The organism is Jeotgalicoccus aerolatus (assembly GCF_014635205.1).
GTDB classification, from domain to species: domain Bacteria; phylum Bacillota; class Bacilli; order Staphylococcales; family Salinicoccaceae; genus Jeotgalicoccus; species Jeotgalicoccus aerolatus.
This window is the reverse complement of the sequence record NZ_BMCN01000004.1, coordinates 128,159-153,180: the sequence shown is the minus strand read 5'-3', so window position 1 is coordinate 153,180 and position 25,022 is coordinate 128,159. Positions and strand designations below refer to the sequence as shown.

23 protein-coding genes and 2 pseudogenes are annotated in these 25,022 nt (G+C 38.4%); 7 read left to right on the top strand and 18 right to left on the bottom strand.

The annotated features are described in order from the left end of the window. Positions 1-73: 73 nt before the first annotated feature. The 3 genes from IEU81_RS10590 to IEU81_RS10580 all read right to left on the bottom strand — a co-directional run bounded on the left by IEU81_RS10590 (position 74) and on the right by IEU81_RS10580 (position 1,770). Entirely contained in the window at positions 74-580 is a 507-nt protein-coding gene (locus IEU81_RS10590; RefSeq protein WP_026859513.1) for a CueP family metal-binding protein, read from the bottom strand. A 109-nt stretch (positions 581-689) separates the two neighbouring features. After that, entirely contained in the window at positions 690-1,394 is a 705-nt protein-coding gene (locus tag IEU81_RS10585) for a cytochrome c biogenesis protein CcdA (protein WP_092596239.1), read from the bottom strand. Between the two features lie 88 nt (positions 1,395-1,482). Next, positions 1,483-1,770 carry a redoxin domain-containing protein gene (locus IEU81_RS10580; protein ID WP_186090983.1) on the bottom strand — a complete coding sequence of 96 codons (288 nt, stop codon included), beginning with the start codon at positions 1,768-1,770 and terminating at the stop codon, positions 1,483-1,485. Between the two features lie 534 nt (positions 1,771-2,304). Between IEU81_RS10580 and IEU81_RS11030 the strand changes: the two are divergent. The 5 genes and pseudogenes from IEU81_RS11030 to IEU81_RS10555 form a co-directional block, all read left to right on the top strand. Then, positions 2,305-2,612, top strand: a pseudogene (locus IEU81_RS11030) (NAD(P)-dependent oxidoreductase); the annotation flags it as partial. A 153-nt stretch (positions 2,613-2,765) separates the two neighbouring features. After that, a complete protein-coding gene (locus IEU81_RS10570) occupies positions 2,766-3,047 on the top strand; it encodes a metal-sensitive transcriptional regulator (protein ID WP_186090981.1) in 282 nt (93 codons plus the stop codon). 114 nt (positions 3,048-3,161) lie between these two features. Continuing rightward, the gene (locus IEU81_RS10565) at positions 3,162-4,259 is read left to right on the top strand and encodes a DsrE/DsrF/DrsH-like family protein (RefSeq protein WP_231957238.1); all 1,098 of its coding nucleotides are present in this window, start codon (positions 3,162-3,164) and stop codon (positions 4,257-4,259) included. A gap of 26 nt (positions 4,260-4,285) precedes the next feature. Continuing rightward, positions 4,286-5,647 (top strand): MBL fold metallo-hydrolase, encoded by a 1,362-nt coding sequence (locus IEU81_RS10560; protein WP_186090980.1) that lies wholly within the window; start codon positions 4,286-4,288, stop codon positions 5,645-5,647. Then, a complete protein-coding gene (locus IEU81_RS10555; protein ID WP_186090978.1) occupies positions 5,647-6,426 on the top strand; it encodes a sulfite exporter TauE/SafE family protein in 780 nt (259 codons plus the stop codon). The genes IEU81_RS10560 and IEU81_RS10555 overlap by 1 nt, the downstream gene beginning before the upstream one ends. Positions 6,427-6,691: 265 nt before the next feature. Here IEU81_RS10555 and IEU81_RS10550 read toward each other — a convergent pair. The 4 genes and pseudogenes from IEU81_RS10550 to IEU81_RS10535 form a co-directional block, all read right to left on the bottom strand. Continuing rightward, positions 6,692-7,037, bottom strand: a pseudogene (locus tag IEU81_RS10550) (recombinase family protein); the annotation flags it as partial. A gap of 468 nt (positions 7,038-7,505) precedes the next feature. Further along, entirely contained in the window at positions 7,506-7,805 is a 300-nt protein-coding gene (locus IEU81_RS10545; RefSeq protein ID WP_186090977.1) for a TIGR04104 family putative zinc finger protein, read from the bottom strand. Positions 7,806-7,820: 15 nt separating this feature from the next. After that, on the bottom strand, positions 7,821-8,843 hold the full coding sequence (locus tag IEU81_RS10540; RefSeq protein WP_186090975.1) for a DUF4097 family beta strand repeat-containing protein: 1,023 nt from the start codon (positions 8,841-8,843) through the stop codon (positions 7,821-7,823). A gap of 37 nt (positions 8,844-8,880) precedes the next feature. Further along, positions 8,881-9,582: a GTP pyrophosphokinase gene (locus tag IEU81_RS10535; RefSeq protein WP_186090974.1), complete on the bottom strand. Its 702-nt coding sequence runs from the start codon at positions 9,580-9,582 to the stop codon at positions 8,881-8,883. Between the two features lie 134 nt (positions 9,583-9,716). Here IEU81_RS10535 and IEU81_RS10530 point away from each other — a divergent pair, with 134 nt between their 5' ends. Next, positions 9,717-10,676 (top strand): threonine ammonia-lyase, encoded by a 960-nt coding sequence (locus IEU81_RS10530; RefSeq protein WP_186090972.1) that lies wholly within the window; start codon positions 9,717-9,719, stop codon positions 10,674-10,676. Between the two features lie 62 nt (positions 10,677-10,738). Here the strand turns inward: IEU81_RS10530 and IEU81_RS10525 are convergent, their stop codons facing one another. The 6 genes from IEU81_RS10525 to IEU81_RS10500 form a co-directional block, all read right to left on the bottom strand. Further along, positions 10,739-11,959, bottom strand: a complete 1,221-nt coding sequence (locus tag IEU81_RS10525; protein ID WP_092596340.1) for a DUF819 family protein — start codon at positions 11,957-11,959, stop codon at positions 10,739-10,741. Between the two features lie 120 nt (positions 11,960-12,079). After that, complete coding sequence (locus IEU81_RS10520; protein WP_186090971.1) at positions 12,080-12,907, bottom strand: exodeoxyribonuclease III; 828 nt, start codon at positions 12,905-12,907, stop codon at positions 12,080-12,082. An 11-nt stretch (positions 12,908-12,918) separates the two neighbouring features. After that, on the bottom strand, positions 12,919-14,271 hold the full coding sequence (gene rlmD / locus IEU81_RS10515; RefSeq protein WP_186090969.1) for a 23S rRNA (uracil(1939)-C(5))-methyltransferase RlmD: 1,353 nt from the start codon (positions 14,269-14,271) through the stop codon (positions 12,919-12,921). 25 nt (positions 14,272-14,296) lie between these two features. Next, a complete protein-coding gene (locus IEU81_RS10510; RefSeq protein ID WP_186090968.1) occupies positions 14,297-16,063 on the bottom strand; it encodes a 5'-nucleotidase C-terminal domain-containing protein in 1,767 nt (588 codons plus the stop codon). 34 nt (positions 16,064-16,097) lie between these two features. Next, entirely contained in the window at positions 16,098-17,045 is a 948-nt protein-coding gene (locus tag IEU81_RS10505) for a diacylglycerol kinase (protein WP_186090966.1), read from the bottom strand. 22 nt (positions 17,046-17,067) lie between these two features. Next, complete coding sequence (locus IEU81_RS10500; protein WP_186090964.1) at positions 17,068-17,574, bottom strand: GrpB family protein; 507 nt, start codon at positions 17,572-17,574, stop codon at positions 17,068-17,070. A 120-nt stretch (positions 17,575-17,694) separates the two neighbouring features. Between IEU81_RS10500 and IEU81_RS10495 the strand changes: the two genes are divergently transcribed. After that, on the top strand, positions 17,695-18,468 hold the full coding sequence (locus IEU81_RS10495; RefSeq protein WP_186090963.1) for a hypothetical protein: 774 nt from the start codon (positions 17,695-17,697) through the stop codon (positions 18,466-18,468). 65 nt (positions 18,469-18,533) lie between these two features. Here the strand turns inward: IEU81_RS10495 and gatB are convergent, their stop codons facing one another. The 5 genes from gatB to ligA all read right to left on the bottom strand — a co-directional run bounded on the left by gatB (position 18,534) and on the right by ligA (position 25,016). Further along, the gene (gatB, locus tag IEU81_RS10490) at positions 18,534-19,964 is read right to left on the bottom strand and encodes an Asp-tRNA(Asn)/Glu-tRNA(Gln) amidotransferase subunit GatB (protein ID WP_186090961.1); all 1,431 of its coding nucleotides are present in this window, start codon (positions 19,962-19,964) and stop codon (positions 18,534-18,536) included. Position 19,965: 1 nt separating this feature from the next. Further along, positions 19,966-21,444, bottom strand: a complete 1,479-nt coding sequence (gatA, locus tag IEU81_RS10485) for an Asp-tRNA(Asn)/Glu-tRNA(Gln) amidotransferase subunit GatA (RefSeq protein ID WP_186090960.1) — start codon at positions 21,442-21,444, stop codon at positions 19,966-19,968. Positions 21,445-21,459: 15 nt separating this feature from the next. Next, positions 21,460-21,753 (bottom strand): Asp-tRNA(Asn)/Glu-tRNA(Gln) amidotransferase subunit GatC, encoded by a 294-nt coding sequence (gene gatC, locus IEU81_RS10480; protein ID WP_176760585.1) that lies wholly within the window; start codon positions 21,751-21,753, stop codon positions 21,460-21,462. An 80-nt stretch (positions 21,754-21,833) separates the two neighbouring features. Then, positions 21,834-23,042 (bottom strand): CamS family sex pheromone protein, encoded by a 1,209-nt coding sequence (locus IEU81_RS10475; RefSeq protein ID WP_186090958.1) that lies wholly within the window; start codon positions 23,040-23,042, stop codon positions 21,834-21,836. 3 nt (positions 23,043-23,045) lie between these two features. Beyond that, entirely contained in the window at positions 23,046-25,016 is a 1,971-nt protein-coding gene (gene ligA, locus IEU81_RS10470; RefSeq protein ID WP_186090956.1) for an NAD-dependent DNA ligase LigA, read from the bottom strand. Positions 25,017-25,022: the final 6 nt, after the last annotated feature.

Sequence of the window (25,022 nt, the reverse complement as noted above, 5' to 3'; positions counted from 1 at the left end):
GAGATTTAACATTGAATTAAAAATGCAGATTCCACAACACTAAATAGCATTGGGTAATCTGCATTTAATAATATTATTTAAGCTGTAAATCTGTCAGACAGGTGCTGTCATTCTCAAAAGTTGAAAAATTAGATTCAACTTTTTTTCCATCATAATTAATTTCTAAAGAGTAATTTTTATCTCTTGGCAGCCAAAAATCCAAGAAACCATTCTCAAGGGTAGTCAACTTCTCATCAACGTGAACTTCTCCATCTTCATCTGTAATTTTTACATCCATCTCTTCATTCATCAGCTCTCCCTGACAACCTGTTAAGCTATGAAATTCACAAGGATGTGTATATGAGATGTATGGTGCAATAGATACAAAAAATTCATCGTCTGGCAAAGTATAGACATTCTCATCTCCACTATCTTTAACAATAAGTGTTTTATCATTTATAGATGCTGATTCTACAATATTACTAGCGCTTAATTCCGAAACCATTTCTTTAATATTTGATTCGTTCGATGCTGAGTCATCACTACAACCTGTTAAAATAAAGATTACGCCCATCAAAACTGGCATTAAATATTTTTTCATCCAGATTCCTCCTTGATATTTAATTTTAACAATAATTTTTAAACAAATTTTATAATAATATATCATTTCTATGAAAGTTATATAAACAAGTCATTTAATGTATTCATAATTAGAAGCCTTGAAAATCTCCAAAGTACGGCTGCAGCCAAATGATAATCTGAGTCAATCCATCAAAATACAGAAGTACACCCATTAATATCATGATGACCCCACCAACTTTCATAATCGTATTCGAGTATTTCAGCATCCAGCGTGTACGAGATACGAAAAAGCTCAATATAAAGAATGGAATTGCAAAGCCCAGACAGTAAATAACCATTAACATTAAAGCATCGTTTGGTGCACTGGCACTCATTGCGAAAATAGCTCCGATAATCGGTCCATTGCACGGCGTCCATCCGGCACCAAAAGCCATACCTATTAAAGTTGAACCTAAAAATCCTGACGGTCTGTTTTTAAATTTTAATTTCCTCTCTTTCATCAAGAAATTAAAATTAAGCACGCCGGTAATGATAAGCCCGAAGAAAATAATCAAGATTGAACCCAGTTGTCTGATCAGATTCGCATGGTCAATCAATATTCCGCCTAAAAAGGACGTGCCAAACCCCAGGGCTATATAGAATAAGCTGAATCCCACAAGAAAGAAAAGTGTGTGGAATATTGCGCGTGCATTGAATTTTTGATTTTCTACTTCATTATAACTCATTCCTGTTATGTAAGAGATAAAAGCAGGAAATACTGGAAGCACACAAGGTGAGACAAAACTTAAAAAACCAGCTCCAAATGCAAGAAAGAAAGTCATTTCACTACCCAAAAAAACACTCCACTCATATTGAATCTTTTAAATAATCCGAACGAATTTCTTCCACATTTTATTTCTTTCAATCCTATAAACGTTCATCCTAGTCTTCATGTCCTTCATTATAAATTCGGTTCATATCAGGCATTTCTTCACGACACGGCTTACACCAAGTCCCCCAGAAATTCAAAATCACACCTTTTTCTGAATTGATATCCGATAATTGTATTTGATCACCATTTAACGTCTCTAATTGAAAATCAATTGCTTTCTCCCCTACTTGTAAGGCTTTCGTATCAGAAGTTAGGTTAAACCACAAGGTCACACCTAACAAAATAATGACACTCAGTATAATACTGACTCTTAGAATCTTCCTTGTTTTTTTCTTCACACTCTTACACCTCCAGTAGCAATTATTTTCAAACAAACTTACTATTCTATTAGGAATGAGGAATCATTCGTACACTAATCCTATTAACAATTTTAGCTATTAAAAATTTTTCCCCTAATTATTTAGCTTAAATTAAATTTTTAAAGAAACTGTGCATTTTATTAGTATTTAATGTGACATTTCTAACTATGTATAAATTTAAATTCAACAATAAAATAGGATAGATGTCATTTTTGACGGTAAATTGCATATATTTTAAGAGTAACCTTGCACAATATAATACAAATATATATCACATTTAATAATAAATATACTTGATACGGGAATGATTGTAAGAGCTTCAAGTGAGTAATATTGTAACTGTTCTTAAAATCGTCCTATTAAAATAGATAAACCATATATATCGTGTAAAATTAAAGTTTTTAAAAATAGCGTTGAGATATGTTCAATATTCGAGATATTTCTATGTCATTAACTATCTAGTAAGTACAAATGAAAATACCACAAATTTTATTGTTAGATAAAGCTGAAACAGGTATTCTGAACAGCAGAACCGAGTCTAGAAAATTACGTTATCAATCCAATGAATCAAAAAGAAAAATAACGCGGGCAGCAAAGGAACATCACAAAGTTTATGAGTTACTTGAAAGAGCAGATCTTGATTGGACAACCGTCTGCCCTACTTATCTGCCGGATGGTGAACATACTGGTAAATAACGAATAGAACACTACTTTCTTTCTGAAAATGGGGAATGATTTCCGTTCCAGACACAGCAGAATTTGCATATAGTCAGATAGAAGATGCCAGATATATAAAATCACGTTTAGGTATTGCTTATTGATACGCTTTTAAGGTGCTGAAGCACACTCTATCCTCAGAGCTGTCACTGCTTTAAAATAATATAAACAAATATATACCCCCTATCGTATTTGACTAAAGATACTAAGCGTAATATAATAAAGGAACATTAAATTTTAAGAAGAAGGTGTTAATCTTGAATTTATCGGAAAAAACCGTTTATGATAAAGCAATTATCAATAGAATCAACCGCCTGCAGGGACAAATTAATGGTGCTTTGAAAATGATTGATGAAGGTCAGGATTGTAAAGATGTAGTGACTCAGCTCAGCGCAGCTAAAAATGCACTTAACCGTACGATGAACGTCATTGTAAGTGAGAATCTCGTACAATGTGTTAAAGAGACTATAAATAATCCTGAAAAGGATACAGATGCACTCGTTAAAGAAGCAGTAGAATTGTTAAATAAGAGCAGATAACCGTATCTGTTTTTATTTTAAATTTTAATATACCCCAGTAGGTATTTGACATGGTTATATCCACATGCTAATATACCCCTATGGGTAATTAGATATATTGGAGGATGACGTGACTTGAATAATGAAAAAAAGAAATATCATATGAATGATGCAGATTGGGTAATTGAAAACAATGAATTTTTACTTGATGTGAGAGAGCCTGTTGAGTACGAGGCTGGTCATATTAAAGGTGCTGAAAATATATCAGTAAATGAGTTGGAGAACCGGCTCAATGAAATTCCTGAAAACAGAAAAATATACGTCTATTGCCAGCGTGGAAGAAGAGGCGCAACTGCTGTCAGCACGTTACAGAGTAACGGATTTGATGCAGTTAATCTTGAAGAAGGGTATTCAGTATATACAGGTCAATATGATACGGCAAGTCCAACAGCAGCTAATGGCCATCACGACTCAGCAGTACTGAACAGACTGATCTCTGATGATCGTATAAAGGTTGAGGCAAGCGGTATGCAATGTCCCGGTCCCCTGCTCAAAGTGAACGAAGTAATGAGCGGATTGAAGACAGGAGAACAAATGGAAATAACAGTGACCGACACAGGGTTCTGTACTGACATTGAAGCTTGGGCTAAAAAGACTGGAAATACAGTATTAAAAAATGAAATGAATAACGATAAAGTTATCGTTGTTCTTGAGAAAAACGCGATGAATACAAATATCGAAGGTCATAAAATGACAGAAACAAAAGAAGGGGCAACAATGGTCGTTTTCAGCGGTGATCTGGATAAAGCACTCGCCTCTTTTATTATTGCTGCAGGTGCAAAAAGTATGGGTAAGGAAGTCACTATGTTTTTCACATTCTGGGGGCTGAATGTAATTAAAGATCCAAATGCACCGAAAAGAAATAAAAAAGGTCTCGATAAAGCATTTAGTATGATGATGCCAAAATCTGCTTCCAAACTTCCAATTTCTAAAATGAACATGTTCGGTTTGGGTTCAAAAATGATTCAACATGTGATGAGAAATAAAAAAGTCGATGCCTTAACTGAAATGATAGAAAAAGCTGATGCACTCGGTGTGAAGATGATAGCGTGTACGATGAGTATGGATATTATGGCTGTCGAGAAAGAAGAGCTGTTGCCTCACGTTAACTTTGGCGGTGTAGGTACGTACCTCGGCGATGCTGAAAACAGTAATTTGAATTTATTTATCTAATAACGGAATTAAAAGGAGTGTTATAAATGTATTTCAAACAATTTTTCGATAAAAAACTGGCACAAACATCTTATATGGTGGCATGTCAAAAAACGAAAGAAGCAATTATTATCGATCCGAAAAGAGTACTCGATGAATATGAAAAAGTAGCAGCTGAAGAAGGATTTAATATTACGCATGCCACAGAAACGCATATTCATGCCGATTTTGCATCCGGTTTACGTGATGCAGCGAAACATTTCGGGGCTAAGCTGTATGTTTCTGATGAAGGTGATGACAATTGGAAATATCAATCTGTTCCGGAAGACACAGTATTTCTTAAAGAAAATGACGTAATCAATGTCGGTAATATCGAACTGAAAGTGATGCATACTCCCGGTCACACTCCGGAAAGTATGTCATTTATTTTAACGGATCACGGCGGAGGCAGCAAAGAGCCTATGGGCATATTTACTGGTGATTTCCTATTTGTTGGTGATATCGGACGTCCGGATCTTCTTGAAGAAGCTGCTAAAATGAAAGGCACAACTGAAGAAGGCGCGAATGCCATGTATGACTCTCTTAATAAATTAAGTGACTATGCTGATTTTCTTCAGGTGTGGCCAGGTCACGGAGCCGGCAGTGCATGCGGGAAATCATTGGGTGCAGTACCATTATCAACACTCGGTTATGAACGCCAGAATAACTGGGCATTTAATTTTGACAGTAAAGATGAGTTTATAAAAGAATTAACAAATGATCAACCGGAACCTCCAAGTTACTTTGCTCAAATGAAAAAAGTAAATAAAACGGGATTGCCTGAGTTTAAGGTCAAGGAGGTCGAGTTGGAATCCTCTAAAAAACTTACAGGTCAGATTTTTGACCTTCGGCGTAAAGAAGCATTTAAAAAAGGTTTTGTTAAAGGGTCTATTAATGTCCCTTACAATGATAAATTTCTTCAGTTTGCAGGATGGTATATCAATTATGATGAACCGATGACTATTATCGGAAATCCTGATGACAGCACATCTCTGCAAAAAGATCTTGCTTCAATCGGTTTTGATAATCTTGAACTGATTATTTCTGAAGAACAGGCAAGTCAATATTTTGATGCGTCATATGAGAATATCTCTCCTGAAGAGTTTGTTGAACTATATGAAGACAAGAAAGTTCTTGATGTCCGTTCAGCAGCAGAGTATAAAGACGGAAACTTGTCCACAGCAGCCCACATTCATTTTGGACAGTTGGATAATAAAGACATTCCCTTCAATCAGGATGATACTATTTTTGTTCACTGCCAGTCAGGCGTACGTTCCGCAATTGCAATGAGCGTGCTTAAAGCCCGCGGATTCGAAAATGTAATCAATGTTGAAAAAGGATATGCCGGCATTAAAGCCGCAATGAAATAATGGAAATTTCATTTATTATCCTCATTTTCCTGATTGGTTATGCAGGTTCTTTTATATCAGGAATGGTAGGTATCGGCGGATCGATCATTAAATATCCGATGCTGCTGTATATCCCTGTCGTATTTGGATTTACAGCCTTCACTTCCCACGAAGTCGCAGGAATTAGTGCTGTGCAGGTCTTTTTTGCGACCATTGGCGGTGTTTTGGCTTATAAAGGAAGTGGCTATTTAAATAAGAGGCTGATTGTCTATATGGGGAGTGCCATACTGATCGGGAGTCTGTTGGGTGCATATGGTTCCGGCTTCCTCGCGGAGCCTCAGGTTGACTTAGTGTATGCTGTTCTTGCGACACTTGCTGCAGTCATGATGATGATACCCAAAAAAGAAGTCCCTTTTTCACCGGGAGAGGAATTAAAATTTAACGGACCACTGGCCTCAATACTTGCCTTGCTGACAGGTATTGCTTCAGGTATCGTCGGTGCAGCAGGGGCATTTATCCTCGTGCCGATTATGCTTGTGATTCTGAAAATTCCTACACGTGTAACAATCGCAACCAGCTTAGCAATTACGTTCATCTCGTCTATAGGAACAACTATAGGTAAAGTTGCGACAGATCAAGTATTATACGGGCCTGCAATCATTATGATAATCGCAAGTCTTATCGCAGCCCCACTGGGAGCTAAAGCAGGTCAGAAAATAAATACGAAAATCCTTAGATGGATACTTGCAACACTCATTCTTGCTACGGCCGTTAAAATATGGGCAGAATTAATTATTTAAAACTAATTTCATAAATTATTATATGAGAATTCAATCTTTTAGATAAAAGGTTGTATTCATTTTTATTTTTAAATGATAAAGTTTTAAATAATGTATAACATTCAATATGAATCGTCTACACTTGATTGGACAACTCCTATGAGGGAGGTTATTGTTAAATCAAGTGTAGACGATTCATTTCTTCATCTGAATAGTTGTACTATTTATATAGCGACATTATCATCCCTTTCTTTTGATCCGTTATGCCAGGTCGCCCACATAATCATCCTCTGTCACGTGCTGGCTCTAGACCTTTCTTTGTCGCTCACTTAATAAGTTTGTTTATAGTTCTGCAAATTCACTCATCATAGTAAAGTACATTTCCCCCATCGCATCTTTAGTTGTAATATTCACATCTATAATTTGAAAATCAATCTTTTCATTTTCAAGGTGTTGAGATAGCTCAATCAATTGTTTCGTCGTGCGACCTAATCATCTAGCTCAGTAATCACAAGTGTGTCACCATCATGCATGTAATCTAAAAACTTATCTAACTCTGTCCGTCTATACTTTCTTCCACTGAATTTCTCTGAGAATATGCGATTACACCCATATTCTTTTAATACATCGATTTTTAAGAACGATCAATATTTTGCATATAAATTTATGAACGTTTTCATTTATAAAAAGAAAATTAATCTTCTGGTTAAACAATTTATAGATGTGCTTCTTTCTATTAAATTTTGTTTTTAGGGTAGATCCTAAATAGTCATTCCATTAGTGCTGATAATCTTCACTTTATACTGTATGATTAGGATGTAAATTAAGTATTAGAAAAAAGAGATGATTTAATAAAAGTTGCCTATATTTTAAGAGTTATTTTTCTTAGCCAATGTTAAACTCCAACTATCTCCTTGAAAAGATAAGCTGGGGTTATTAACTATAGTGAAAATTATCGACTAAATCAGTGCAAAACAACATTGAAGTGACACCTGTGACATGCTGGTAAATTCTTTAGAATCCAATCAAAAATAAAGGTACATCTCCTGTAGGTTACAGAAAACATACCTTTATCAAAAAATCCCTTTTATATTTCATATTTACTCAGGAAATTCTTCTTTTCCTGATAATTGAATAATGGCAACCTGCAGGATCAGTACTGCTATTATTGAAGCTGCGCCAATTAATATATGTACCATCAGCAGTATATCAAAAAATACAGGTATAAATATCGCCAGTATAATAATCATACTAAGCATGGATCCCTGTCTCTTCGTCTTCAAACTGATATATTGTTTTTCACCGCAGTATGGACATTTGGCTGATCCGTCCAAATTTTTAACGGTTCTCAGCTTATCTTTAAACGTCCATTCTGTTTGACATTTCGTACAGTGCGCCATAACAAACGGCTCCTTTTAATTCACAGTAATTTTAACAGAACCCATCTCGCTCATATATTCTGCACGGTAGTTCTGTTTTTCAATTGTATTTTTTTCAAGTGCATTTTTCACTTTACCCACATTGGCTCTGGCCACAATTTTAGTAAATCTCGGCTTCTCACGGTAATTCACACTCACAGATCCCATCTTGCTCAAGGCTTTTAAATCGCTGTCTGCAGTTAAATTATCGAGCGCTATTTTACCTAATTCTGTTACCAGATGATAGCGTTCTGATGATACTCCTGCAGCTGTAAGTTTGCCCATCTCAGTTTCCATAAACAGGTTCATAAAGTCACTGGATTCCAGCTTTAAAGCACCCATCGCTGATCTAAGTTCTCCATAATTCCCTGTCAGTCCAGCGCATTCAATCGCACCTACTTCAGTTGTAATTCTAAATTCTTCTGCTTCTATATCAGTCACAATGACTTTGCCATCTTTATTATTCACACTGAGCATGTCGAGCGGCTCCGGCCAGGTAATCACTAATTCATCTTTTTTCAGCTGTTTCCTTTTTTTCATAAAATCAATAATTGTATTAAATTTCACATCATTCGAACCGCTGTGATGTAAAGTCAGCTGACCATTATCCATTTCATACTCAAGCTTCCCTTTGCGGGTATAGCTTAAAAATTTAATACCGAATTTTTTACCTGTAACGACTTTTATTTCTGCTGACTCTCCGTGAATAATGAGCTGTTTAATATCTTTATCTTTCATTTCTGCAGCGAAGTTTCCCGTCACCGGCAGTCTGCCCTTTTTCTTTTCTAAAGGTTTTTCTTCTTTTTTCTGTTCGGGCTTTTCTATGATTTCTTCGGCGATGCATTTCTTGGCCACTTCACTGGGTTCTCCCAAAATTTTCAGAAGATATTCTTCAGTATCCCCAAGCGCCATCGCTTTTTGTGTCTGATTTTTAAAATTCTCGACGATCTCCTGCTGCCGGTCTTTAGGCAACACACTTAATTCTTTTTCCAATTCTATTATAAATTCATTTAGCGACATCTAATTCTCCTGATTTTTAAAATTCCCGTGTTGGGTATTACCCTTCTATATCATTATGCATGTCCTGCATTTTGTTCTCAACATTTGATATTTCAAATGCACATTCCTGCAGCAGATTCATATAGGCATCTGTATCTTTTTTCGTATTCTTATATCGCATCTTATGCTCGAGACTGGCCCACATATCCATTCCTATCGTGCGAATTTGTATTTCTACTGGTGTATGAGCTGTTTTTTTCGATAAAAATACAGGTACCGATATAACGATATGAAGACTGCGATATCCATTTTCTTTTGGATTTTTAATATAATCTTTCCGTTTTAATAACTTAATATCTTCCTGCTTTAAAAGCAGTTTTTCCAGCACATAAATATCTTCTATATAATTGCAGATTACTCTCATACCTGCAATATCATAAATATTTTCCTTAGCGCTCTCCACAGTGACCGGCAGTTTTTTACGCTCCAGTTTTGACAGCAGACTGCGGTTGTTTTTAACTCTCCGCTCCATATGATGAATTGGATTATGTTTATGTATCACCTGAAATTCATCATCCAGTATTTTTAGTTTAGTTGATACTTCTTCAAGTGCTGAAGCATATATATGATTGAGTTCGACAAATTTTAAAAGATTATCAAAGTATTCGATAGAGTTAAAATTTTGATTACTATTTAATCTTTCAATCATCGTTTCTCTAATATCTTCTAAATCCATCGATGGTTTCCGGTCTACGTACATATCTGACACTCCTCAGAATTTTTATCACTTATTATCATTATAAATGGATTCTTCTTATTTTACCAAATTTCAGATATTTATATTTTTATCAGAAAGCGGTATGATTGTATTAATTTAATAAAGGGGATGTTCAAATGACTTTAACACTATCTGATATTCAAGCCGCTCACGATCGTATCAAGCCTTATATTATCGAAACGCCAGTTCTGAGATTATATAACCTCGAAGAAATTTTAGGCTGTGAAGTCTATGTTAAATTGGAAAATATGCAGCGTACTAAGGCATTTAAGTTACGCGGTGTAATGAACACTCTGCTGCAGCTGACTGACGAGGAATTAAACCGCGGTGTTGTCACATCATCTTCCGGTAACCACGGTCACGCTGTTGCCTATGCAGCCAATATGCTCGGCATAAAAGCAACTGTTGCAGTTCCAAACACTGCGCCCCCATTTAAACTCCAAAAAATCAAAGACTACGGTGCTGAGATCATTCCAACGACTGTGGAAGAACGTTTTAAATTGCAGGACTCTCTCGTAAAAGAACATGGCTATACTTTAATTCCGCCCTTTAACGATTACCGTATAATGGCCGGTCAGGGCACTGTCGGTTTAGAAATATTAAATCAGCTTCCCGATGTCGACAGAATTTTTGTCCCTGCCAGTGGCGGCGGCTTAGTTGCAGGCATTGCTGCTGCAGTTAAAGAATCTTCAAAGAATGTAATAGTTCACGGTGTAGAACCTGGTAACCTCCCTAAATTTGCAACAAGTTTAAAGAATAATAAAATCACTCAAGTTGAAAATAAAGGTACAATTGCTGATGGTCTTGTAAGTATAGTACCCGGAGAGAAAAATTTCCCGCTCGTGCAAAAATACGTGGACTCATTTTATACGGTCAGTGACGAAGCAATGAAAAAAGGTCAAAAATTCTTGCTGATGGAAGCTAAAATTCTTGCTGAAATTTCATCATCTATTGCTGTCGGCGGTATTTTAAACGGAGAAATCGACGTTAATCCTGAAGATAAGGTCTGCTTTGTCATTACCGGCGGAAACTTAGGTTTCGACCAGCTCGAATATATTAAAGATACAGAAATATAATTCAAAATAAAAACGTCAGATCAAGCTTAATTCAGCTCGATCTGACGTTTTTTCAAACTGCTTTACATCATCGATGTAAACCATACTCCAAGTGCTGTACCGACGTAGTTTCCTATAATATATCCAAGTGTACCGATGATGAGTATAGGCCCGACAAGTTTAGTCCAGCCGCGGGATATTGCCATCGCCGCCGCTGTTGTTGGTCCGCCGATATTCGCATTTGAAGCCAGTATAATTTCTTCAAGATTAAATTTAAATAATTTACCTGCACTAAATGAAATCAGCATATTTATAAACACAATCAATGCTGCAAAGACTAAGATTAATGGTGCATTTTGAATAATTAACGGAATTGATGCAGGCACACCGATAACTACAAAGAAAATGTAGATAAAGAATGTCCCGAATTCCTGCGATCCTGAAATACTGTCAAAGTATTTTGGAAATACAGCAACAAGAACTAGCGTTAATGTTGTCAGCATTAAATAATCGTCACCGATAATTCCGCGAAGCACCGTTAAAAATATATTGCTGTCTTCGGGAATCAGCTCTGAAAAGAATCCTGCAAGGCTGAAAGAAACAGCCACGATTGCAAAGGCTGTACCAATTGCGAGCGCAATATCTCTTAACGATATTTCTTTTCGTCCCCAGTAGCTCGATGCCTGATTTTCTGAAGCATCGCTATTTTTTTCTATTTCATCAATATGCGGTGTGCCAAACTTATTTTTAAAGAAGCCGATTGCCGGTATTGTAATCAGTACTAAAAAGTACACTGCCATCAGCAGATTATCTGCGACAACAGTCGAAGAAACTAATCCTTCATCAACATCAAAACGCGTTGCCATTGCTGCAAAGTTTACACCGCCGCCGGTGTATGAACCGCTCAGCATTGCCCCAATGTAATTCAGATTTGGTATTACGTCTTTAAGCAGGAAAAACGCAACAATTGTTCCGGCTACAGTACCAATCGTACTAATTAAGAATATAATCAGCAGCCGCTTACTCTCCTGCCACACTTTAACGATGTTGGACTGGAATAATAAAAGCGGTATTGCAAGCGGAACAACGTAACTCCACACGGTATCGTAAACTGGAGATTCAAGCGGAATCACACCTGTATTACTTAAAATCATCGCTCCAATCAATGCAATAATTGCACCGGATAACTTAGACGCCCAGCTGAATTTCTGTTCTAATATAATCGCAATGGCTGCCCATCCAATTAAAATTGCCCACAGCACCCAATAGTTTTCAGGGTGAATGAGACTCGTCACCTCTTCCATTTTCTTCTCCCCCTTGTGTATAGTTACTCCTATTCTACTCCAGGTAAAAAGCAATTAACAGATAATTATAAATATATTTAAAGAATAAAAACGCCTGTCTTTAATAGACAGACGTTTATTTTATAATTCAACTTCAAGAAGTATAGGTGTATGATCCTGTCTTGGACCTGAATCAATCATTTCTGATTTAATAACTTTATCGGCTGCACGGTTACTCACCAGCCAGTAATCGATTCTCCAGCCCGAGTTGTTGATCTTGCTCGTTTTAGCACGCTGTGCCCACCAAGAATAAACACCTGTAACATCTCCATTGATATGACGGAATGTATCTGTAAAGCCCTTATTTAATAAGTTAGTGAAGCCCTGTCTTTCCTCATCCGTAAAACCGGCAGAGCGGCGATTATTATTCGGATGTGCCAAGTCAATTTCCTTATGCGCAACGTTGTAATCGCCCGTCGCAAATACCAATTTATTTTTATCCAGCTCTGCCAGATATTCAGCATAACTTACATCCCACAGCTGACGGTCTTCAAGTCTTTTTAGTCCGTCACCTGCATTCGGTGTATAGACTTGTGTAATGTAAAATTCATCAAATTCCAGCGTAATCATACGGCCTTCACTGTCCATTGTTCCTGGAGAACCAATCGATGGATATGACACTTCAGGCTGCAGATGATTTTTATATAAAAACATTGTTCCGGCATAACCTTTACGTGCAGGTTCTACAGAACTGCGCCACACAATTTCATAATCCGAAAATGTTTCTTTTAAAATTTCTGTATGTTTTTTAGTCGGTCCCGCCGCAGACAGCTTCGTTTCCTGAATCGCAATTACATCGGGATTATGTTCCTGAATTGATTTAATTACATCGCGCGATAGCAGCGCACGCGCTGACTCACTCGTCAGTGCAGCATTTAATGAATCAATATTCCATGAAATAAACTTCAATTTACTTCCTCCTATGTCCTTTTAAGCACCGTTACCGCTTCAATATGTTTCGTTTGAGGGAATAAGTCAACGGGCGTCACTTCAGTTGCTTTAAAACCGTTCTCTGATAAGTATTTCATATCTCTTTGCAAAGTGCTTGGATTACATGAGATATACACAATTTTTTCAGGATTCACTTTGATTAAAGAATCTAAAAATTCATTGTGACATCCTTTTCTCGGCGGATCGACGAATACAACATCAGCGCTGACCCCCTCTTTAACGAGCTGCGGCATAACTTCTTCTGCTTTTCCTAAATAATAGTCCGCGTTATCAATACCATTCAGTTTGGCATTTTCTTTAGCATCTTCAACCGCACTATCGACGACTTCAATACCGATGATTTTCTTTACACGGTCAGAAGCCGCGAGTCCAATAGTTCCAATTCCTGAATACGTATCGATAATTGTCTCGTCACCGCTTAAGTCCGCCATATCCAAACCGATTTGATACAGTTTCTCAGTCTGGGCATGATTGACCTGGTAAAATGAACGGTCGCGGATTTTAAATGATTGACCTAACAATGTATCGGTAATAAAATCATGACCCAGCAGCACGATTGAGCGTTTGCCGAAGATGACATTCGTCTTTTCATCGTTAATGTTTTGAACGATACTCTTAACATTTGGATAAGCTTCTTTTAAAGCTTTAACAATCGATAAAAATTCGTTTCTCTTACCATTAGTAATAAAGACAACTTGAATTTCAGAATCATCGCTGTTTGAACGGATGGCAATATGACGCAGCAGTCCCTGATGAGACTTTTCATCGTAAATCGAAGTCTCTTCCTCGATGAGTTTATCTTTTATAAACAGCATGATATCGTTATGCACATCTTTTTGAATGTAGCAGTGTTCGATATTCACAATATCGTGAGACCGCGGTTTATAAAAACCCATCACGACCTGGCCATCAATTTTCTGTACAGGAATTTGTGATTTATTTCGGTAATACAACGGATGCCCGCTTACCGTATCGTTAATTTTTAAGTCAAGCCCCGCTTGCTGATTAATATTTTGATTCACCACTTGTTTTTTAAAGTCCGCCTGGGCCTGATCATCCATCACCTGGATTTGGCAGCCGCCGCACTGAAAATAATATTCACAAGGCGGTGTCCGCCGATTAGCCGAAGGTGTGATAACATGAGTCACTTTGCCAAAAGCATACCTGCTGTTGACTTTAACTGCCTTATACTCCACCTTTTCACCTTTAAGCACATCCGGTAAAAATACAGGGTAACCGTCAATTTTAACGATTCCCATACCTTCATGCGTATAATCTTCGACAATCCCTTCATAGCTTTTATTTTTAGTTACTGCTGTCATGTTAAAACCTCTTAATTAATTAATTTTAAAGTTCAGCCTCGTAAGTGCTGAACCCATCTTTATGTTCTTTTAAATGTCTCACCGGCAAGTCCTTAAGATATTTCTGTCCTGCTGAAGCGCTCGTAAATTTATAGGGTCCAGACGGGATAATCGTCATCGGATTTCGGTACTCGAAAGTCTCATTGCTTTTAATATATTCAGTCACAATATCTCTCACCGATAATTCTGATTCATAAAGTACTTCAGTTTGTCTTAAGAACGGTGCATAAGCAACTTTATAATTATTTGCCGGTACGATAAATTCATCAGAATCTTTAATCGGCTGACCTTTATAAGTATATTTTACGACACGCTCTGAATCACTGACCTGGTGTGCAGAGCTTTCGTAGCGTACAGGTTTAGTTAAATCGAAAGTGTAGTCAAGGTCAAAAAAAGTATCGAAGTTATACCCCGGAAATCCGTCTCTCGAATGATTTGGCTGCAGTATTTCTTCTTCATCATAATGATTAAAGGACGATGCTGCCCATTCCAGCCATTCTTTTAATATTCTCCCGGTTACTTTAATAACGACGAGCGTATTCGCATGTTTATATAAATTAATGCTGTCTGTAATCGTTAATTCCCCTTGTGGAATATCTGTAAAATCATGAGGTCCGTCACGGCCGACTTTAACCGCTGAGTTAAAGCCGATTATCGGCAGACTGCTGTTTTTTAAAACATCGAGCTGCTTGGCATACCAGACAACTGCCTCTGACACAAGCTGTACCCCTCTTGACGGAATCACTCTCGTGAAATAAGTATGGAGCGGATAGTCAGTCGTACCAATTGGCGTATTTAAATAATTCAGCACCTTTTCATGTGCAGATTGATATTTTTCAATTTCCTGATCTTTTAAGATAATATCTTCTGAACTGATTAACCGGCTGGATGCAGTTTTTACAAACCATTTATTCTCTTTATAAGCAAGTTCAAAATTCAAGGCGCCTAAATGACTGGCAGACACTCCAGGCTGCACCATCGGAATCTTATTAAAGGTACCTGTTTCAATATTTATACGGTCATCAGCAACCAGCCGCTCCTCATTCGGAAACAGGTCATGTGTATGTCCGAAAACTATACCATCAATATTTTCCATCATCGCCATTAAAATTGCCTGGTTTTCTCCATATTGACTGAGATCATCATCTGCATTGCTCATACCCGTATGAGACAGCAATATAATAATATCCGCATCCTTATCTTTTAAATTCCCTGCAGTCCGCTGCACCGCTTGAGTCATCGGTTCTGCTTCTACTTTATTTTCCAGATTAAATTTATCCCATTTAAGAATCTGAGTCGGGACCACGCTTAAAAAGCCGATTTTAAGCGGCGCTTCTGCTGTATGAATTTCTTTTATAAAAGATGCTTTGACAATATCTTTTAAGGGATCGTCAAGGAAATCCACGTTTGAATTAACAATGGGCACTTTAACCTGGCTGTAAAACTCATTTAAAAAAGGCAGACCAAAATTAAACTCATGGTTGCCTAGTCCGATCACATCGTACATTTCGTTAATAATTGACGGCACCAATGCTTCTTTAGCATTGACACTGTCGTATTCACTCCAGACATCTCCCTGAAGCAGATCACCGTTATCCGCTGTAATGACTGCTTCACTGCGGTTCAATGTCTTATACTTTTCAATATATGTTTTCAGTTTTAATAAAGTGTTGCTTTTTGGTTCATTATCAAAATAATTATAAGGATATATTGCGCCGTGCACATCTGTTGTCGCAAAGACCGTAAGCTTCAATACGTTCACCCCAAAAATTTTTATCTGTCCCGAATTATTCCGCAGCCGGATCCGGCAGTGTATAGTCTTTATCTTCACTATTCATCTCATTGTAAAACGCTTCAGATACTCTTATTTGTAAAAATTCTTTTAAGTTTTTAAAATGAGCCGGCAGCACGCCGCCGAATTCACCGTCTAAATTCAGTTGAACTTCATCGTATGCAGTAATTTTGACGTCCTGTGCTTTATAATAATGTACTTTTGGATGTTTTAAATGTTCCCCGCGTGTCGCCAGTGATAAAATATGACCAAATTCTGCAAGGTTTACATGTTCTAATATCAGCAGTGAAAAATATCCGTCGTTCAATTTAGCATTCGGGACCAGTTTTTCAAAGCCGCCGATGGAATTTGTCAGGCCGAGCAGGAAGATCATTACTTCACCTTCAAATAACTCATCATCGTATTCAATTCTTAAATTAATACTCCGCATTTGAGGGATCAGTTCGATACCTTTAACGTAATATGCAAGAGAGCCGATAACCGCTTTTAATTTGCTCGGTGCTTCATAGGATACTTCAGTAATTTTACCGCCGCCGGCAATATTCATAAAATATTTGCCGTTCATACTGCCGAGATCAACTTTTCCTGTCCGGCCGTTTAAAATAATACTGACAGCTTCATCAATATCATTCGGAATCTTTAAGGCACGTGTAAAATCGTTAACCGTTCCCATCGGAATAATACCAAGTTCCGGCCGTTCATCGAACTCAGCCATACCATTAATGACTTCGTTAACAGTACCATCGCCGCCGGATGCAACGATCATATCAAAATTATTTTCACAGGCAAAACGCGCTGCATATGTCGCATTGTTTGGTCCCGTCGTTGCATGGGTGCTCGTTATATATCCAGCATCTTCAAAACGCTGCAGGACATCAGTCAATTTATCAGTAAATCCCTCTTTACCGGCAGTCGGATTATAAATTATTCTTGCTGTTTTCATAAATATCTCCTCTAATATGAATTTATACGCTCGTCAAATGATCGCCCTCTCCTTTAATCATTTGAAAGAGACGATATTTACGTTCATCATATTCAGCTTCTGTCATTTCATTTTTAAAAAATGCCTTCTTTAAATTTTTAAAATTTCCGGAAAACTCTTCATTAAACAGCAGATTCTCTGTGCAGTTTAATATATCTTCTTTTTTCCAGCTGGTACTGCTCATAAAAATCATATTGACAATTTGTCCATCCACAACTTTTCGCATGACCATATCATCCCTGAAATAATCAGAAAAATTACTGACATGGGCATAGCCTTCAGCAATTAAAATATCTGCAAGATTCCTGACGTCATCGTAAGATTTAACGATAAACAGAATATCCATGTCGCAATGATAGGGAAATTTTTCAAGTCTCGAAGATCCAATATGATGAACTTCAATTATAATAGATTTAAAAAAATTTAAAATTTCAAAAGCCTGCTCAATATATTTATCTTTATTATTTAAATTTAACTTATTTATGCTCATACAATCATCCTAAAGTAATGTCTTACTGCTGTAATTCATGTATAATAATATTTAAAAGTATTATGTTGCCAACATTATATCATATTAATGCTTTGGGATATTATTATTTGAGGAGATACCATGAAAAAAGCTTTAGTAATCATACTATTTTTATTGTTTGCTGCAGGAATATATTTCAACTTCATGCATACCGGCTCTATTTTCACGGACGAAACCGCTGAAAATGATACTGACAGCACCGAGGTTGCCAATGATCCGCAGCAGGAAACAGAATCGGACAGCACAAGCGAAGAAAACAGCGGTGAAGAAAATAACAGCGTGGAAGAACAAACTGAAAATACAGATGCTTTAGTATTTAAGGAACCCGTTCTTCAGGAAAAATACGACGAACGCGTAGCGAACAACGAACAGCTTATCGTGGATGTTTTGCTCCCTTCATATTACAACGGAGACTTTGCAGATCGTCTTAACGAGCAGGTCAATTCAAATTCCATTCAGTTTAATCAGATTGAGCTGACAGGAAATACGACTGAGATGAGTGAACTGACAGTTAATGATAACAGCGATGTAGTTATTATGGATGCGCTGCAAATCGCAGATTATAACGATGAAGTCCTTCCTGAAAGAAACTTAAGTAATTTAACTGATGCATATATGAATCTTTATAATACTGATAAAACTGTCATTTTATTAGGGAATCCAAATGCACATGAGCACGAGAATCTTGCTGCCGAACTTGAATCAGACAGTGAGTACTTTACAGGAAACGATTATTTCTATATCGATAACCAGGAAGTAATGAGTGACAATCCGTATGACTACGATAATAATCAGCTCAACCCTGCCATAGAAGATGAGATGATCAGTAATATTTCAGGCTACTTAATTCAATAGGAAATAAGACGTTAATGTTAAAAAGCACCTGCTGTCCTTAAGGACAGCAGGTGCTTTTTGTTGATTTATCTCTTTTGAATTTCTTCAAGAAGGATCTGGTTGACCATTTTAGGGTTCGCCTGTCCTTTTGATTTTTTCATAATTTGACCGACCAGGAAGCCAATTGCACGGTCTTTACCATTTTTGTAGTCTTCAACTGACTGTTCATTAGCGTCAAGCACTTCTGTAACCATTCCTGACAGTACTGCAGGATCAGAAATCTGTTCCATGCCAAGGTCCTTGGCCACTTGTTTCGCCGTACCGCCTTTTTCAACCAGTACAGAGAATACTTTTTTCGCTTGTTTACTTGAAATTGTACCGTCTTCGATAATGCTGATCATTCCTGTCAGGTTTTCAGCTGTTAAGCCTGTGTCTTCCAGTTCAGCATTATTTTTATTCAGGTACTCATTCACGCTGCCCATTAACCAGTTTGATGCCAGTTTAGGATCTGCCTGATGATTTTCAACCATATCGCTGAAGAAATCTGACATTTCTTTTCTCATCGTCAGAATATCTGCATCGTAAACAGGCAAGTCGTATTCATTAATGTACTTATCACGCAGTTCATCCGGTAAAGCCGGAATAGTTGAACGGACTCTTTCTTTCCACTCGTCGCTGATATGAAGGTGCATTAAATCCGGTTCAGGGAAATAACGGTAGTCATCCGCGCCTTCTTTAACACGCATCAATACTGTTTCACCAGTTTTTTCATCGTAGCGTCTTGTTTCCTGTTCGACAACTCCGCCTGATAAGAGTACTTGTTCCTGGCGTTTAACTTCATGCTCAAGTCCTTTTCTTACAAAGTTAAATGAGTTTAAGTTTTTCAGCTCGGTTTTAGTTCCGAATTCTTTTTGGCCGACAGGTCTGATAGAAATATTTGCATCACATCTAAGTGATCCTTCTTCCATTTTCACGTCTGATACACCAGTGTACTGAATAATAGACTTAATTTTTTCTAGATATTTATACGCCTCTTCAGGTGTTCTGATATCCGGTTCAGATACAATCTCAACAAGTGCTGTACCTTGACGGTTTAAGTCAACGAGTGAATAGTCATCTTTATGAGTTGATTTCCCCGCATCTTCTTCAAGGTGCAGACGCGTAATGCCGATTGTTTTCTTCTTGCCGTCAATTTCTATATCGAGTGAACCGTGTTCACCGATCGGCTTATCAAATTGTGAAATCTGATAGGCTTTCGGATTATCCGGATAATAGTAGTTTTTTCTGTCAAATTTCGTATCCGTTGCAATTTGCATATTTAATGCCATCGCAGCTTTCATACCGTATTCAACTGCAGTCTCATTCAATACAGGCAGCGTACCCGGATAACCGAGTTCTACAACTGACAGATTAGTGTTCGGCTCATGGCCGTAATGCAGCGGGGCGTTTGAAAATATTTTTGAGTTTGTTTTTAATTCAACGTGAACTTCCAGTCCGATAACTGTTTCGAAATGCATATTATTCCGCCCCCATCGTTAGATTTTTAAGTTCTTCGTGCAGGTTATATAATGTTTCGAATTGGTAGGCAGCATTATAAATTTTACGCTCTTCAAAATGATTACCGATCAGCTGCATGCCGATTGGTCTATTATCTTCAGTCAGACCGCATGGAATACTTAATGATGGTACACCGACAAGGTTAGCCGGGATCGTTAAGATATCATTTTTATATTCTTTCGTTCCTTCAATTTCTACTTCATCATATTTGTGGGCCGGTGTCGTTGATGTCGGTCCGATAATTAAATCGTAATCCGTTAAAATTCTTTGAACATCATTCGATACCAGACGGCGGAGTTTTTGCGCTTTAACGTAATAGTCATCGTAATGACCAGCACTCAGCACATATGTACCAAGCAGGATACGGCGTTTAACTTCGTCGCCGAAACCTTCTCCGCGGGATTTTTTGTACAGTTCTTCAAGATTTTTAGCATTTTCTGCACGGTAGCCGTAACGGATACCGTCAAAACGTGCCAGGTTAGCACTGGCTTCACTTGATGCGATTAAATAATATGAGCTGACCACATATTTAAGGTTCGGCATTTCAACTTCTTCAACTGTTGCACCCAGTGATTCAAAGCGTTCTTTTGCTTTCAGAACTGCTGCAGTCACCTCATCGTCAACATCACTGCCGAGAAATTCTTTAGGCAGTGCAAGTTTCATCCCTTTAATATCTTTATCAATACCTGTCAGGAAATCTGTATCCTGATTATTTGAACTCGTCATATCATTTGCTTTGTCTTCGCCTGAGATTAACTCAAGTACTTTAGCATTGTCGCGAACAGTACGTGTCATCGGACCGACTTGATCCAGTGATGATGCGAAAGCAATCAGACCAAAACGTGATACTCTGCCGTAAGTCGGTTTCATACCGACAATACCGCAAAATGATGCCGGCTGTCTGACTGAACCGCCTGTGTCTGTACCTAAAGCATACGGAACAAAACCGGCTGCTACAGCTGCGGCTGAGCCGCCTGATGAACCGCCTGGTGAACAGTTTAAGTTCCATGGATTTTTAGTTGTCTGGAAATAAGACGTTTCAGACGTCGAACCCATAGCAAATTCATCCATGTTCAGTTTACCCATTAAAATTGAGTTTTCATTTTTAAGTTTTGTCATCACTGTTGCATCATAAACCGGTTTAAAATTATGCAGCATGCGGCTTGCACAAGTCGTTAAAATATCTTTTGTAACGATATTATCCTTAATACCGACTGGTACTCCGAACATATTGCCGTCCATTTTATCTTCTGCCTGAAGACGGTCCAGTTCTGCAGCTGTTTTTTCAGCTTGTTCCTTAGTTAAAGTAATGAAGGCTTTAATATTGCCATCATATTTTTCAATTCTTTCAAAAAGAGCACCGACTACTTCAGAAGGTTTTATCTCTTTGCTGTGAATTTTACTGTATAATTCTTCAACTGTTAATTCATTAATATTCACTATATTAACCTCCCTTTATATCATTCTAGGTACTTTAAATTGTCCACCTTCAGTGAACTCTGTGTTCTTAAGCGCATCTTCCTGTTTAAGAGGCTCGCCAGCCTTATCTTCACGCAATGTGTTTTCAGGTGTCATGATTGCATGTGTCATCGGCTCAACATCCGATAAATCCAAGTCATTCAAACGCTCTGAGTGCGCTACAATACTCTTAATTTTTGTCGATAAGTTTTTCAGCTCATCTTCATCTTTAATTTCTATCTTCGATAAGTCAGCTACACGCTGAATTTTCTTTAAGTCTAATTCTTCCATGAATGACCCTCCTCCGTTAAAATACAACATTTAAAGTTTACCAAAAACCGGCACACTTTGCCACGTGCTTAGTCTATTGTCTATTCAAATATATAAAGATTTGCTTCATTTTCTCCCTGCCGGGTGATGACACTGTATACCTGGTTCTTATCTTTGATTTCCACTTCAATATCCGTGCCTGTAAAATGCTCGTTCACAAGATCTCTGACGAACTGGGACATCCCTATCATTTCACTTCGGCTGTTATACTCTATCGGTATTTCCACTGTCAGTGATTCAAGAGTGCCGCTGTTGAATTTCCCTCTGCCGACAGAAGTTGTAAAACTGTCAAAATAAGACGATAAATCCCTGTTGAAATTTTGATATTCGCTGTTCGCTTCCTGAGATATTTCCGCCGCTTCATCTGATGGCAAGAGGATATTCTCAGTTTCAATATCGCTAAATGATTCGATTGTATTTCCGCCTGGCGGCACAACCGCTTCAGCAACAAAGTTGCCGGGCACTATATCAGTATCGCCGGACTGAATAAAGATGGCGAATACAATTTCTTTATCGGCATACTGTTCGTTTGCGCGAATACGCGTTAGGATTTCAGCCGCCATTTCTTCGCCTTTTTCCCGAACGACTTCCGGATCAAGCGCACGTTCTTTCGTCTGACCGTATTCCTCAGTCTGATAATAGTGCACACTGTTCATTGCCAGCCCAATCGTAATACCGTCAAACTGCAAGTTGCCTTCTTCATCTTCCGATAAATAATTCTGCTCCAGAATATGTGACAGATACAGCGGTGCTTCTTCAGCAATAACCTCCGGATCTGTTTCACCGTTGGTCGACGGATTTAAACCGAGGTTGCTGAAGGCATCTGAGTTTACGAGTTCCGACTCATCCATATTTTCCAATTCTTCACTCGTATACTGCCGGCTTAAATATCCTCTGACCATTTCTTCAGAAATAATCTGTCCTTCTCTGAACACATATTCGTCAGTCGGAAATACGTTCTGACTAATGGACAGCAGGCCTTTTTCGAATTCTTCAACATTATAAGACGAGACAAGGTTGGCACTCGTTAAGCCGCGTGCCGGAGATAATTCATACGGAACGACCGAGCGGTAAAACGCTTCGCTGCTCGATGTCAGCATCTCGTCCTGTTCCTCCGGCTGCACGTTCGACACTTCGTTTTCAAGTGAAGCGTCATTCATCTGCTCTGTTATTTCTGCTTCATTGGCTCCATCACAAGCTGCGAGCATAAGTAAAGTTCCGACTGCGAGTAATAATGATTTAAACTTCATAACTCATTGCCCCAATTTCTCAATAAATTCTCTTTCATTCCAAACTTCTACACCGATTTTCTCTGCTTTTTCAAGCTTGCTTCCGGCATCAGCGCCTGCAACGACAACATCTGTATTTTTAGACACACTGCCTGTGACTTTGCCGCCGAAAGATTCGATACTCTGTTTCGCATCATCTCTCGTCATCTCAACAAGCTTGCCGGTTAAGACAAAAGTCATGCCGGCAAATTCCGTGCCCGACAGCGCTTCTTTTTCTTCAGTCATGTTCAGTCCTGCTGTTTTTAATTTCTCAACCAGTTCGATAAAATCATCGTTGCCGGTATAAGTCACTATGGAATCTGCAATTTTCTCTCCGATTTCCGGAATTTCAATGAGCTGTTCTTTTTCTGCCTTTAACACTTCGTCCATCGAACCGTATTCTTCTGCAATCAGCCTGGAGGCCTTTGAACCTAGAAAACGGATACCGAGTCCGAATAACAATTTATTTAGCGGATTCTCTTTAGAAGCCTCCAGCGCATTCAGCAGATTGGAAACTTTTTTATCGCCCATACGCTCCAGCTCAATTAAGTCATTATACTCCAGTTTATATAAATCTGAAACGTCAGTAATCAGTTTTGCATCGAACAGCTGGCGAACTACCTTTTCCCCCAGGCCGTCGATGTTCATCGCGCCTCTCGATACAAAGTGAATGATTCCTTCGGTCAGCTGAGCTGGACATGACGGGTTAATACAGCGAATTGCGACTTCGTCTTCCAGATGCACAGTATCATGACCGCATGACGGACATGTCGTCGGCGCCTCATAAACACTTTGATCAGTTCGTTCTTCTTTTAAAGATTTTACAACTTCCGGGATAATATCGCCCGCTTTACGGATCACCACTTTGTCTCCAATCCGTATATCCCGCTCCTCAATCAGCTCATGATTGTGGAGTGATGCTCGGCCGACCGTTGTTCCGGCAACTTTAACAGGTTCGAGAATTGCAGTTGGTGTAATTACGCCTGTGCGGCCGACTGTTAATTCAATATCTAAAATCTTGGTCACGACTTCTTCCGCCGGGAATTTATAGGCAATTGCCCAGCGCGGAGATTTCACTGTAAAGCCGAGTTCATCCTGAGAAGCCAAGTCGTTCACTTTAATCACGATGCCGTCAATTTCATAAGCAAGTTCTGATCGGTGCGTCGTCCAGTAATCGATATATTCAAGAACATCATCAATTGTATCCATCAGCTGTCGTTCTTTGTTCGTTTTAAAACCGAGTGCATCCAATTTATCGAGTGCGCCGCTCTGACTCTCCGCATCGAGCGCCTCAGGAGATGTCACGCTGTATAAAAAGACCGATAAATTTCTTGCCGCTGCCAGTTTTGGATCCAGCTGCCTAAGCGAGCCTGCTGCAGCATTTCTCGGATTTTGGAACTCTTGCTGCCCTTCTTCGGCTCTTTTCTTATTCAGATTTATAAAAGAACGTTTCGGCATATAGGCCTCACCCCGGACTTCGAATGTTAAATTCGAATCGACAGCCAGCGGGATAGCGTGAATTGTTCGTAAGTTTTCAGTTATGTTTTCACCGACCGTGCCGTCACCACGCGTCGCCCCGCGGGTAAACTGTCCGTTTTCATATGTTAATGATACGGCAAGTCCATCAATTTTAAGTTCGCACATGTAAGTCACATCTTCGATATGCTGTCTGACACGCTGATCAAAAGCTCTTAAATCCGCTTCATTAAAAGCATTGCCCAGACTGAGCATCGGTGTATTATGCGACACTTTTTCAAAATTGCTGAGAATTTCACCGCCGACTCTGACTGTCGGTGACGTATCTGTTTTATATTCAGGATACTCACCTTCAAGTTCGATTAATTCACGTAAAAGCTGATCGTAGTCAGTGTCTGGAATCGTCGGATTATCCTGTACGTGATATTCATAATTGTAGCGGGTCAGCAATTTTTGCAATTCATGTATTCTTTCTTTCATTTATAC